Origin of the sequence: Tropicimonas marinistellae, from assembly GCF_001509585.1 — a bacterium.
Classification (GTDB): Bacteria; Pseudomonadota; Alphaproteobacteria; order Rhodobacterales; family Rhodobacteraceae; genus Tropicimonas; species Tropicimonas marinistellae.
This window is the reverse complement of the sequence record NZ_LNCI01000008.1, coordinates 164,125-176,946: the sequence shown is the minus strand read 5'-3', so window position 1 is coordinate 176,946 and position 12,822 is coordinate 164,125. Positions and strand designations below refer to the sequence as shown.

Sequence of the window (12,822 nt, the reverse complement as noted above, 5' to 3'; positions counted from 1 at the left end):
CGCTAGCCCGCCCGACGGGCAGAAGAAAGGCCATAGCCGCTACGAAAAAAGGGTGAAGTTGTGACAGGCCATGCCCGGTTTGCCGTTTTCGTGATTCACCCGACCGTCGTTCGAGGATGATCAGTTCAATCGCGTCAGGCGTCGAAACGGGCTTTTTCGACATTCTGAGACGGGCCGGTCTGAACCTCGCTCAGAGTGAAGAGATCCTCGAGGAAATAGGCTGACAACTCTGCCCGGCTCGCCAACCCCGACTTGCGATACACACCTTGGGCCTGCTGGCGTGTCGTCGCCTCGGAGGTCCTGCGAAGAATCGCGATTTCGCGCAAGGTTGCGCCCTTGAGCAGCAGACCGGCAACGTCGGCCTCCGCGGGCGTAAGTCCCCAGGCGTCGAACTGATCCTCAATGGCCCGCGACAGGCCCTGAACAAACCTTCGGCTCTGGGCCCTCCACGCACGGCCTTCGAGCGCGGCGCGTTCGAGCCCGAGTGCCAGGTCATCCGTCCGGGCAGCGAGCCGCGACAGACGCAATACTACGAATGTCAGCATCACCGGTGCACCGATCAGCATCAAACGTTCGAGAAAATCGAATGCCGCACCGCCAAGCCAGACTTCGTCCGAACCTTCCAAAAGCGCATCCGCCATGGTCAGCGTGAGGGCCATCAACACGACGCCCAAGCCGGCAAGAGCGATCAGCAGGGAACGGGACATGGTGGATTCCCCTCGTTGGTCGCGCGGAAAATTACCACGAACAACCCTGCAAACGCCATCTGACATCCGTCGGATATGCCGCGACGCGCCCACGACCGCGGCCAATCCGACAAGCGCCGGATGGTGTGCCGCCCGGTCTAGGTGCCCACTCGATGCGACCCGGCCATCGTCGAGTAGGCGCGGGGGACCGGGTCAGCGATTTTCGACGCGCCACTCAGGAGACAGATCATGATTACATTGCCCAGCCGTCCCGACGACTCCGACTTCTCGACAATCATCGACAATCCCTACCTGACGTTTCGACCGGGCACGACTTTCATTAGCGAGAATGCCATCGAAGGTGAGATCATCACCGTGACCGTGACGGACGAGACCCGTGTGGTGGATGGCGTGACCTGCTTGGTGGTGCACGATGTGGTGACCCAGAACGGGTTCGTCATCGAAGATACCTATGACTGGTACGCCCAGGACAGCGAGGGAAACGTCTGGTATTTCGGCGAAGAAACCTACGAACTCGACCCGCGCGATCCGGATGTTCGCGAGCCCGAAGGCGCCTGGGAAACCGGTGTCGACGGTGCCGAGGCCGGCATCGTCATGCTTGCCGATCCGGCGGTTGGCGATAGGTACTATAACGAATTCTACGAAGGCGAGGCCGAGGACTGGACTAAGGTCGTCGACCTCGACACGGAAGTTGCGGTTCCCTATGGCCAGTTTGACGGCGCGTACAAGCACCGCGATGTCAATCCGCTCGATCCCGAGGTGGAGATCTCCTATTGGGTCGAGAACGTGGGCGGCGTGCTGACGGTCGACGAGGATGGCAGCCACGAGCGCCTCCTGCGTATTGAGGTACGTGGCGGGGCCGGGGCCGACACACTTCTGGGGTACGCTGGCGGAGACCATTTGTTTGGCCGGGCCGGTGACGACACACTTCGAGGACTGACCGGCAATGATGAACTCGCGGGCCACAAGGGCGCGGATACGCTGCGTGGCGGCGAGGGCTACGATCGGCTGAACGGCGGTCGTGGACACGACACGCTCGTCGGCGGAGCAGACGGTGACACGTTCGTATTCAATGGCCTTCGGAATGGGAAGGTCGAACGGGACACGATCACGGACTACGACGCGGAAGACCTTGATGCGCTGGCTCTGCGCGGCGGCGCAAAGGCTGTCGTCCGGCAGACCGAGTTCGACGAGGGGTGGAAGCTGACTCTGAAGGGCGACGGCGACGTTATCCGTCTGTTGGGTGTCGAGGATGCCGATGGCGACGGCCAAGTCGTGGATGATCTGCTCTTCGCCTGACCGGGCAGATTGCCACCCGGGCAGCACCGCACTATAGGCTCGGCGGGAAGCATTGGACCAAGGGAGAGGCCGCATGTCGACCGCCGAGACCAACGCGCAGCTGGAAGCTGCCATCGAAGCCGCCTGGGAGATCCGGGACACGATCACCCCGCACACCGGTGGCGAAACGCTGGAAGCGATCGAGGACACGCTCAATGCCCTCGATCGCGGGCAATTGCGCGTTGCCGAGAAGCTCGATAGCGGCGACTGGCACGTGAACCAATGGGCAAAGAAGGCCGTGTTGCTCGGCTTTCGCGTGAAAGACATGGAGCAGCAAGACGGTGGCCCGCAGGGCGGCCATTGGTGGGACAAGGTCGACAGTAAGTTCAAGGGCTGGGGCGACAACGAGTGGAAGGCAGCGGGCTTTCGCGCGGTTCCCAATTGCATTGTACGCAAATCGGCATTTGTTGCGCCGGGCGTTGTACTCATGCCCTCCTTCGTGAACCTCGGCGCTTACGTGGACGAGGGAACCATGGTGGATACCTGGGCGACAGTCGGCTCCTGTGCCCAGATCGGCAAAAACGTGCACCTCTCGGGCGGCGTCGGTATCGGCGGCGTGCTCGAACCCATGCAGGCCGGCCCGACCATCATCGAGGACAATTGCTTCATCGGCGCCCGATCAGAGGTAGTCGAGGGTTGCATCGTTCGTGAAGGTTCGGTGCTCGGCATGGGCGTCTTCATCGGAAAATCGACAAAGATCGTTGACCGGACCACGGGCGAGGTGACGTATGGCGAGGTCCCGCCCTATTCCGTGGTGGTCTCTGGCTCGATGCCGTCAAGCGGTGGGGTCAACCTCTACTGTGCGGTGATCGTTAAGAGGGTGGATGCCCAAACCCGTTCGAAAACCGGCATCAACGACCTCTTGCGGGACTGATTTCGCGAAAGCGACCCGAGGTAGCGACTTGATCCTACGGAAATGTCGGGTGTTTCTTCATAGAACGTTCACCATTTTGTCGGAAATCCGGCCAGTGCCGCCCTGCGAGGCGGCATTGTCCTCGATGTGCGACCAATCGGTGAACGAAAACGAAAGACGCATGGAATCATATAGCTAGGCAGCGTCTACCCGACGAATCCCGTGGGCGGGGTTCTCCCCTGTGAGGCTGGCAAATCGGTTCCCCGTGGTTGGATTTCGGGCGCTGCAGGCGATCATGGATCTCCGTGCGACGGTCGAACGCAACTGCCCGGCGACCATTCGCGGAATCGCGCGTCAGTTCCCCCCAACAGACCGCGTTCGCGGCGCAGACCACCACGCGATTGCCCGCGTCATAGAAGACCAGGGCGGGCGTCTCGAAACGTCGGCTGATCTGGCTCTCTACGATGCAATCCGCATGTCGGCCTGTCAGCCGGATACAGATCGGGCGGCATTTTCGGGCGCGACGGCCATCCTCTTGGCGGATCTCCTGCAAGACGGGTTAGGTCGCGACGATCTCGCAGATTACTGGGCGGCTCTGCAACCGGCGTATTCCGCACTCCCACCACATGATCGAGCCGCCATCTTGCAGGGGTATCTGACGGCCGCCGACCTCGGTCGGGTGCGATGTCCAACATTGCCACATGTCCAGTCGCAAGTTGCGCTGACATCCGGCGAGGCGCGTGCCCCGCTTCTAGCTTGCGCCAGACGGGAGATGCCGGCTTTGCAACGCCTGCTGGAAGACAGGATTCCGAACACGAGCTTCACGTGCGCCGCCGCGCATCTGCAACAACTGGTCGCCGACGAGGCGGAGCCGTTGTCTGGAGACAGTCCGATCTTCGCCCCACTGCTCTACGCAGCCAGCCTCGCAACCGATCCGTGCTGGTCCGCGGCGACGGCAATACTGCTGGCCGAAGCTATCCGGACCGGAGATGCCGAGGGATGGTTTGCCGTAACGCTTTGGGCTGATCATGCCGCGAATTGGTTCCGTTCCAACGACAGCGACGGCCGGGCAATTCACGCGGGGCTTCGCTATCTCTACGAAGCCGACCGCGCCTGGGTCCCGATCCCGGAGGTATTCGCAAGTCCCGATCACGCGCACAACCTACCGCTTCTGCCGTCGCCGGATGCCTGTATCGCCGAGTGAGCGCCACAATGGCGCCCGAACGGCGCACGGGGCTTGGAATCGCGCGCCGGAACGAATAGGCCCCGCTCATGAAAGACAAGAAGTCCAAGTCAAATGCCGCGAAGCGCCGACAGGAAGTGTTCACGCTTTTGGTCGAGGTCGGTCGCGCTGCCGGCGACGGATTGCCGGAGTCGTCTACCGGGGCGGCACTCATGTGTTATGCATCGGGGGTCGACGAAGCCGAAGCCGTTCGGGAGACGGTCGCACTTCTCAAGCAAGCCGATCTCGCGCCTCTCGACGTGACGGGATATGGCACGCTGGAGGAGCGCCTTGCAGACGGCCACGACGTACCTGAGGAAGAGCGGAACCTGATGGACCGCGCACTTGCGGAAAACTCCGTCGTCGTTGCCCAGATCACCCCCTTCTTCGACTGACTCCATTAGGCGGTAACGCATTCTTAGGGCAAACCGCGCAATGTTCGCATTAGCGGCCGGCAGGCGACGATGACGTCACCCTGCTGCTGCCGAAGCGACACGCGAGAATCCTTCCGAAGGAACCCTAGGCAGGCAGCCATGACCCGATTGAGCCTCGTTCACCTATCCGCTGTAGCGGCAATCCTCCTCGTGGCAGGGCTTACACTCGGCGCTGTCCTCGCACCCTCTGCTACACATGTCTCGGCGGTGGATGCCCCGCAGCATGCGCAGACGCAACGGAACCTGTCTGATCGCATCGGAGCCCGCAAGGGCGAAACGTCCCGTGTCAGAGCGGGCATACCGCTCCTCGCGGAGGGCGACAATCAAGGTTCAGAAGGTGTGTCCGACAAGGATATGCGAGCAAATGAATCAGCGGTTGCCACGCGGGATGCGATTCGTCGGAAGCAATCCATCACGGTCGCAAGTAGCACCACGCCGGAAGTGTCCGTTGAGTTTGGCACCGACACCGCGTTCAGGACCCCGTTGGGGCCCAGGCCAAGTCTCGCTGCGGTAGATCCTGCGCCAATTGTTCCAGCATTTACCGGGATCCGTTCAAGCAACGGTCAAGACCTACGATCGCCTACACCCGGGATGAACGCCCCACGGACCGAGCATCCAGTGGTCAGACGCTCCGGTGTTCAGGTTGTCGAGCTGACCCATCCAAGTCCCCTGTCCACGGAAACCGGACGGCACCAGGCGATATACGGCTTACCGGTCGCGCACCGAAAAGTGCTTCGTGTAACCGATTGAGGGTCAATCCAAGCACACCGTCTTGCCGGCTTGCGTTCGAACATGCTCTATGGCCGTCACGTAGGCGGCGGCGGCACAGGGCAGAAAATGGAAGCGATCTCCCAAAGAAAACGTCTATGGGGATGGTACTTCTTCGATTGGGCCAGCCAGCCCTACAATACGCTGCTGCTCACATTCATTTTTGCACCCTACGTTAAGGAATTGTTGCAGGACGGGGCCGCCGCGCAGGCCACTTGGGGATACACCATCGGATTCACAGGCTTGGCGATTGCACTTCTGGCACCGTTGCTTGGCGCCATGGCCGACAAGAGCGGACATCGCATTGCCTGGATCTGGGTGTTCTCGGCGCTCTACGTCATCGGTGCAGGCGGCATCTGGTTGGCCCATCCAGCGCAATTCAGTCTAACGCTCGTCTTGCTCCTTTTCGCCCTCGGCCTGTTGGGGATGGAGTTCGCAACGATCTTCACAAATTCGATTCTTCCTGACTTGGGAAATCGTGACGAGATCGGCCGGATCTCGGGAAGCGGTTGGGCTTTCGGATACGTTGGCGGGTTGCTGGCCCTCGTCATCATGCTCCTTTTCTTTGCGGAGAACGCGGAAGGAGTGACTTTGCTCGGCACGCCGCCAGCGTTCGGGCTCGACGCTAGCGCGCGCGAGGGTACACGCCTGGTGGGACCATTCACGGCAATATGGTACGCGGTCTTCATGATTCCGTTCTTCCTTTGGGTCAGGGACACCGGAAACAGGCCTCAAGTGCCCATCGTGCAAGCCGCGCGCGCGGCTTGGCCCGAATTGCTATCGACACTTCGGCAATTGCCGTCGGCGCCGTCGCTTTTTTCGTTCCTTGCGGCCTCCATGTTCTACCGCGATGCGCTCAACGGGCTTTACGTCTTCGGCGGGCTGTATGCAGCCGGCGTTCTTGGATGGAGCGTCGTCGAAACCGGTATTTTCGGCATTATCGCCGTCGTAACCGCTGCGATCTTTGCCTGGATCGGTGGTCGTGCGGACAGTCGGTTCGGACCGAAACCGGTCATTGCCTGCTGTGTGGCCATCCTCACCGTGTTGTGCGTGATCGTCGTGTTCATCTCGCGAGAGAGCGTCTTCGGCATTCCCGTGGAACGGCAATCGCGCCTGCCCGACATTGCCTTTTTTGTTCTCGGGGCCGGGATCGGTGCCGCAGGTGGCGCCTTGCAATCGGCCAGCCGCACAATGGTCTGCCGGCAGGGGCGGCATGATCGCATGACCCAGGTATTTGGCCTCTACGCACTCGCTGGAAAGGCAACCTCCTACCTCGCGCCACTCAGCATCGGCATCGCGACCGATTTGACCGGCTCGCAACAAATGGGCATTACACCCCTGATAGCCCTTTTTTTGTTGGGCCTGTTGCTGCTACGCTGGGTAAAACCAGATGGGGAGAGAGCAGCATGTCCACCATCCGAACCGCCGTTGCCGCCATCCTGATGGTTCTGGCCGCCGTGTCGGTAGCGGCCGAGCCCAAGGCGAATCAATTGTTTGGTGCGAAGGATGTACCATCGCGTCAGAAATCCCAGCCAATCGGCTTTTACTCGAAGGGCTGTGCGGCCGGAAATGTACAGCTCCCCGAAACCGGACCAACGTGGCAGGCGATGCGCCTCTCGCGCAACCGCAACTGGGGTCAACCCGAGATGATCGATTTCATCCGCGACCTCTCGGCCTATGCGACGACTGTTGGTTGGAAGGGTCTCTACGTCGGCGATATCTCCCAGCCACGCGGAGGTCCGATGACATCCGGGCACGCGTCTCACCAGGTCGGGTTGGACGCCGATATCTGGATGCTTCCGGCCACGAATCTACGCCTAAGCCGGAAGCAGCGTGAGAGTATTTCATCCATCAGCGTGCGTTCCTCCGATCAGCGGCGCGTCAATGGCAACTGGACCCAGGCGCACGCCGCCATACTCAAACGCGCTGCTTCCGACCCGCGAGTAGACCGGATTTTCGTCACCCCGCCGGTCAAGATCGAGCTGTGCAAATCTGCGCGACGGAAGGACACCAAGTGGCTCCAGAAGATCCGTCCCTTCTACGGGCATCACTACCACTTTCATGTCCGCCTGAAATGCCCCAAGGGTGCGCGCGCATGTCGAACGCAAACCCCGACCGTGAAAGAGATTTCCAACGGTGGAAACGGTTGCGATGCCTCGCTGAACTGGTGGGTCACCGATATGCTGAACCCACCGAAGGTCGCCAAGCCGGCACCGCCCGCGCCGAAGAAACGGAGCGCCAGAGACTACACTATGGCGGACCTGCCCCAGCAATGCAGTGCGGTTCTGACAGCCCGCTGACTGTGCCCAACCGTCGCGCGGCATGGCCTTGACGTCGCTTTCGCAGGGCCAGCTCCACTGGTTGCCAAGCCCTTGCGCTAGCTCGCGTCAGAGCGTATGACGCCGCTCTCCCCATTTTGGGGCAAGTCGCCGCAACCTTGTCAAAACGGGCATCGGAAATATGACGCGAAATCACCTTCCTGGCATTGTTGCCATGGCCGCTATCGTTGTGGCCTCAAACATCCTGGTTCAGCACCTATTGGGACAATGGCTCACATGGGGCGCGCTGACCTATCCCTTCGCGTTCCTCGTCACCGACTTGATGAATCGTCTTTACGGACCCGGACCGGCACGGCGCGTGGTGCTCGCTGGCTTTGTCGTTGGTGTCGCCTGTTCCCTCGTGGGGAGCCAGATACATGGCGAATTCGGGCCTTTGGTAACCCTCCGTGTTGCCATTGCCTCCGGATCGGCATTCCTCGCGGCACAACTCGTCGATATTGCGGTATTCGACAGGCTCCGGGGAGGAAGATGGTGGCGGGCGCCGCTGGCCTCCACGTTGATCGGGTCAACACTCGACACTGCCGTATTCTTCTCCATTGCGTTCGCCGGTGCATTGAACGGGCTAGAGCCGGCGAACCCGCCACTGTGGGCTCAGGAAGTGCTGCCGCTCCTGGGTGCTGGTCCGGCGCTACCGCTCTGGGTGTCTCTCGCGATTGCCGACTGGATGGTCAAACTGTGCCTCGCGCTGCTCGCTTTGGTGCCGTTCCGAGTCATCGTGAAGCGGCTTGCCGCGCCAGTTGCGGAAATTCATTGACACGAAACTGTTCTATGTCACGCTGATCGCAACGGAAACAAGCGAAAGGAGGTGATCCAGTGTCGAGAGTCATGCTGGAGAGAGGTATCGGTACAATCGGAGCGACGCGCCACTGAGGCAGCCCTCGAGGTAGTCTTCCGACGGGCTTATGGGCCTTGGGATACCTAACCTCCATGATAGCTCGGAGAGCCGTTCCAGATCGGAGCGGCTCTTTTCATTTGTTGGCGCGATTGCGCGAATGAACGCACGAATTGCGCGTAGCCCCATATCTGGCCTATGGAGGCGGACAAGGGGAAGCTGTCATGCTGCGTGTCAACGACGAGATTGCGATCGAGGACTGGGAACTCACCGAGCATTTCACGCGCGCTTCGGGACCGGGCGGTCAGAATGTCAACAAGGTCTCTACGGCGGTTGAACTCCGCTTCGAAGCCGCGCGCAGCCCAAATCTGCCCGCGCCGGTCAAAAGCCGACTCAAGCGACTTGCCGGTCGGCGCTGGACCTCGGACGGAGCGCTAATCCTGCGGGTGGAGGACACACGCAGCCAAGGCCGCAATCGCGAAATCGCGCGCGAACGCCTTGTAGAGTTGATTCTGAAGGCCACGCACAAGCCGAAACGTCGAATCGCGACCCGTCCGACACTTGCCTCCAAGCGCCGCCGCATCGATGCAAAAACCCGTCGAGGCGCTTTAAAATCACTCCGCGGCAAGGTCACCGGAGAGGATTGACGCGATGGAAGACCTCGTCGCGCGGCGGGCACGGCTCATGGGCCCAAACGTCCCCACTTTCTACCGAACGCCAGTGCAGATTGTGCGCGGCGAGGGCGTCTGGCTTTGGGATGCGGACGGCAAACGCTACCTCGATTGCTACAACAACGTGCCCCATGTGGGCCATTGTCACCCGCTGGTGGTGGAGGCAATCGCCCGCCAGGCAGGCATTCTGAATACCCACACGCGGTACTTGCACGAGGGAATCCTCGATTACATCGAACGTCTGACAAATCGGTTCGGCCATGGGATGAGTCAGGCAATCCTGGTCTGTACCGGGTCCGAAGCCAACGACGTTGCGTTGCGCATGGCGGAGGCTGCAACGGGCAAGACCGGGATCATTGCCACCGACAATACCTACCACGGAAACACCAAAGCAACGAGCCAGCTTTCCACAAGGCGTCCTCCGATTGGTGGATATCCCGAACACGTCCGTCTCGTGCCCGCGCCAGAGTCGCTTCGCCCGCTCGGCGGTGCTCGGGAAAGCCAGGCAGCAACCTTTGCCGGCCATGTCGAGCGTGCGATTCAAGAACTGGAGAACGCCGGGCACGGTTTCGCCGGAATGATGCTGTGCCCGGCCTTTGCCAACGAAGGCCTGCCTGTGCTGGGCAACGGATTTCTGGACCCGACGGTCGACGTCGTTCGCCGCGCGGGTGGATTGCTGCTTTGCGACGAGGTTCAACCGGGGTTCGGGAGGCTTGGACAATCATGGTGGGGCCACGAGGCGATGGGGTTCGCTCCTGACGTCGTCACGCTGGGAAAGCCGATGGCAAATGGCCACCCGGTCGCCGCTGTCCTGACGCACCCGGACCTGATGCGTGCCTTCCGAGGCGCATTTGGGTATTTCAACACGTTCGGCGGTAACCCCGTATCCGTAGCGGCCGCGCAGGCTACGTTGGACGTGATCGAGTCGGAAAAGCTGATCGCGAACGCAGCGGACGTTGGAAACTACATGTTGAACCAACTGCGTGCGATCTCCCATCCCCGGATTGCCGAGGTCCGAGGGCAGGGCTTGTTTTTTGCCATTGAGTTCAGCGGTTCTACGGACAATCCGGCAGGGGACTTCGCAGAAACGGTCGTTGAGCGCATGCGCGTGCGCGGCGTTCTTCTCAACCGTATCGGCCGACACATGCACATACTCAAGATTCGTCCGCCGATGGTGTTTTCGCGCGCGCATGCGGACCTCGCCGTTGACACGCTTGTTGCGGTTCTCGCCCGGATGCCGGAATGAGTGACTTGATCGACAGTGACTTCGCCCGAGCCGCCACGTCGGCGTGGGGTCATTGCGTGAGCGAACCTCGCCTCGTGGCCCATCGCGAGAATACCGTTTTCGATGTGCTGCTCTCGAACGGAACGCGCGCAGCGATGCGAATCCACCGCCGCGATAGTCTGGATCTTGCGGATATCGAAACCGAACTCATCTGGTCCGAGGCGCTTTCGGATGCCGGTACCCCCTGTCCGAGACCGATTCGAACGGTCGACGGCGCGCTCGTAGCGCGATGGTCGGATCGGCTCGTAACCATGGTCCGCTGGATCGATGCGCCCCCGGTTTCCCATTCTCAGGCAGATCCACTGAGTCTCATGTATCGGCTCGGTTCGTGCCTGGCGGCTTTCCACATGGCCGCTGACGGGCTTTCGCTGTGCCCGGTACCGCGGCGCACCTGGAAGAGCCCGGACTTGATCGGTGGCACACCCCGGTGGGGCGGTTTTTGGGAAAATTCAACACTCGACAAGAGCGAGCGCTCCTTCCTTTTGGAAGCCCGCAACCGAGCGCGCACCGATCTTGGTGCCATATCGCACCCTGATGTTGGCCTGATACACGCCGATACGCTTCGCGAGAACGTGCTGGACGATGGGCGGCAACTCTGGCTGATCGATTTCGACGACAGCGGTTGGGGGTATCGCGGCTACGATCTGGGCACTGCGTTAGTCCAGATGCTCGATAGCCCCAATCTGTCCGACCGCCGCTCCGCATTGGTGGAGGGGTACCTGGCTCGCCGGCCCGGCGCCGATGGCACGGTTGAGAAGATTCCGCTCTTTATCCTGATCCGAGGGCTCGTCACCGCTGGATGGATCGTCTCGCGTGCACCGCGAGATGATCCGCGCCAGAGACTCTACGCCGAAAGAGCGCTCGCGGCCGCGCGCCTCTACCTCTCTGGGTAGCCTCAGACAACGACCTCAAACGATGTCTGGGCGCCCACGTCGAAAACCCGCTTGTAACGAGCCACCTCATCGGGCGGACCCATTGATTTGTTGGGATTGTCGGACAGTTTGACAGTCGGCTGACCATTGGCGCTGACGGCCTTGCATACAAGCGAGAACGGGCGAAGCGCATCGTTCGGCACCAGCCCGCGGAAATCGTTGGTCAACAATGTACCCCAACCAAAACTAGGCTTAACACGCCCGTAGAATTTCTGTTGTAGTTCAAGGATTTTGTCCACATCCAGACCATCGGAAAAGATCACCAGCTTCTGCGTCGGATCCTCGCCACGCGACAGCCACCAGTCGATTGCCGTTTCTGCACCCGCGGCCGGGTCTCCGCTGTCGATCCGTATGCCGGTCCAGCCGGCCAGCCAATGCGGCGCATGGCGAAGGAACCCCTCGGTGCCATACGTGTCGGGGAGGATAATTCGCAGGTTGCCTTCGTGTTCCTCCTGCCAGTCTTCGAGGACCTGATAGGGCGCTTCCGCCAGTTCACGGTCATTCCTGGCTAGCGCCGCATACACCATTGGCAATTCATGCGCATTGGTTCCAATTGCCTCGACCTCGCGCCGCATCGCGATAAGGCAGTTCGATGTGCCGATGAAACTGTCGCCCAACCCCTCCATCATCGCCTGCACGCACCAATCCTGCCACAGAAACGAGTGGCGCCGCCGCGTGCCAAAGTCCGCAATCCTCAGCGACGGGACCGCTCGCAGACGTTCGACCTTCTGCCAGAGTTTTGTCATGGCCCGCGCATAGAGGATCTGAAGTTCGAAACGCTCCATCCGGTTCAGGACCGCACGGCCACGTAGCTCCATCAACACGGTGAGGGCCGGAATTTCCCACAGCATCACCTCGGGCCAACTACCTTCAAAGGTCAGTTCGTACTGGCCGTCTCGTTTCTCCAGATTGTAATCGGGCAGGCGCAGTTTCTCGAACCACTCCATGAAGTCGGACCGAAACATCTGTCGCTTGCCATAGAAGGTATTGCCGCGGAGCCAGGTGCTCTCGCCGCGGGTAACCGAGAGGGAGCGAATATAATCGAGGTGCTCCCGAAGCTCGACTTCGTCGATCAGTTCGGCGAGGCGAATGTCCTTTGTACGATTGATCAGGGAGAAGGTAACCCGCGCATCGGGCTTGTTGCGAAATACCGACTGGCACATCAACAACTTGTAGAAATCCGTGTCTATCATCGAGCGGACGATCGGATCGATTTTCCATTTGTGGTTCCAGACCCGCGTGGCGATGTCGACCATGGTGCCTCCCTGTGTTCGGCAGCGTTGAGGCTATCTTTCGACGCAGACGATTGGAAGGGCTGCAAAATCCCCGGCCAGCGGCGCGGCTGGCACTACGTGTCAAGCGAATGTCGGCATGTTACGCTGACGTTGCGTGTCCAACGATTTCTGGCCAGATTCAAACCCGCCCGCCGCCGCGAAGACGT

At 60.8% G+C, this 12,822-nt stretch carries 12 protein-coding genes; 10 read left to right on the top strand and 2 right to left on the bottom strand.

Going from position 1 to position 12,822, the window contains the following annotated elements:
- Positions 1–134: 134 nt before the first annotated feature.
- Positions 135–707, bottom strand: coding sequence for a helix-turn-helix transcriptional regulator (locus ARC39_RS17905; RefSeq protein ID WP_068116207.1), 573 nt, complete (start codon positions 705–707; stop codon positions 135–137).
- Positions 708–935: 228 nt separating this feature from the next.
- Between ARC39_RS17905 and ARC39_RS26425 the strand changes: the two genes are divergently transcribed.
- From ARC39_RS26425 to ARC39_RS17855, 10 genes are all read left to right on the top strand, one after another.
- A complete protein-coding gene (locus ARC39_RS26425; RefSeq protein ID WP_068116206.1) occupies positions 936–2,006 on the top strand; it encodes a calcium-binding protein in 1,071 nt (356 codons plus the stop codon).
- Positions 2,007–2,079: 73 nt separating this feature from the next.
- Positions 2,080–2,919, top strand: a complete 840-nt coding sequence (gene dapD / locus ARC39_RS17895) for a 2,3,4,5-tetrahydropyridine-2,6-dicarboxylate N-succinyltransferase (protein ID WP_068116205.1) — start codon at positions 2,080–2,082, stop codon at positions 2,917–2,919.
- A 274-nt stretch (positions 2,920–3,193) separates the two neighbouring features.
- Positions 3,194–4,102: a hypothetical protein gene (locus ARC39_RS17890; RefSeq protein ID WP_149866477.1), complete on the top strand. Its 909-nt coding sequence runs from the start codon at positions 3,194–3,196 to the stop codon at positions 4,100–4,102.
- A 68-nt stretch (positions 4,103–4,170) separates the two neighbouring features.
- Positions 4,171–4,515 carry a DUF8846 family protein gene (locus tag ARC39_RS17885; RefSeq protein WP_068116203.1) on the top strand — a complete coding sequence of 115 codons (345 nt, stop codon included), beginning with the start codon at positions 4,171–4,173 and terminating at the stop codon, positions 4,513–4,515.
- Between the two features lie 876 nt (positions 4,516–5,391).
- Positions 5,392–6,765 carry an MFS transporter gene (locus ARC39_RS17880; protein WP_068116202.1) on the top strand — a complete coding sequence of 458 codons (1,374 nt, stop codon included), beginning with the start codon at positions 5,392–5,394 and terminating at the stop codon, positions 6,763–6,765.
- Positions 6,729–7,622: a penicillin-insensitive murein endopeptidase gene (gene mepA / locus ARC39_RS17875; protein WP_068116201.1), complete on the top strand. Its 894-nt coding sequence runs from the start codon at positions 6,729–6,731 to the stop codon at positions 7,620–7,622. The genes ARC39_RS17880 and mepA overlap by 37 nt, the downstream gene beginning before the upstream one ends.
- 160 nt (positions 7,623–7,782) lie before the next feature.
- Positions 7,783–8,415 (top strand): queuosine precursor transporter, encoded by a 633-nt coding sequence (locus tag ARC39_RS17870; protein WP_068116200.1) that lies wholly within the window; start codon positions 7,783–7,785, stop codon positions 8,413–8,415.
- A 302-nt stretch (positions 8,416–8,717) separates the two neighbouring features.
- On the top strand, positions 8,718–9,140 hold the full coding sequence (gene arfB / locus ARC39_RS17865) for an alternative ribosome rescue aminoacyl-tRNA hydrolase ArfB (RefSeq protein ID WP_068116199.1): 423 nt from the start codon (positions 8,718–8,720) through the stop codon (positions 9,138–9,140).
- Positions 9,141–9,144: 4 nt separating this feature from the next.
- Complete coding sequence (locus ARC39_RS17860) at positions 9,145–10,410, top strand: aspartate aminotransferase family protein (protein WP_068116198.1); 1,266 nt, start codon at positions 9,145–9,147, stop codon at positions 10,408–10,410.
- Positions 10,407–11,342, top strand: a complete 936-nt coding sequence (locus tag ARC39_RS17855) for a phosphotransferase enzyme family protein (RefSeq protein ID WP_068116197.1) — start codon at positions 10,407–10,409, stop codon at positions 11,340–11,342. Before ARC39_RS17860 ends, ARC39_RS17855 begins: the two co-directional genes overlap by 4 nt.
- Before the next feature lie 2 nt (positions 11,343–11,344).
- Here ARC39_RS17855 and pncB read toward each other — a convergent pair whose 3' ends face one another.
- Positions 11,345–12,637 (bottom strand): nicotinate phosphoribosyltransferase, encoded by a 1,293-nt coding sequence (gene pncB / locus ARC39_RS17850; protein WP_068116196.1) that lies wholly within the window; start codon positions 12,635–12,637, stop codon positions 11,345–11,347.
- Positions 12,638–12,822 lie beyond the last annotated feature (185 nt).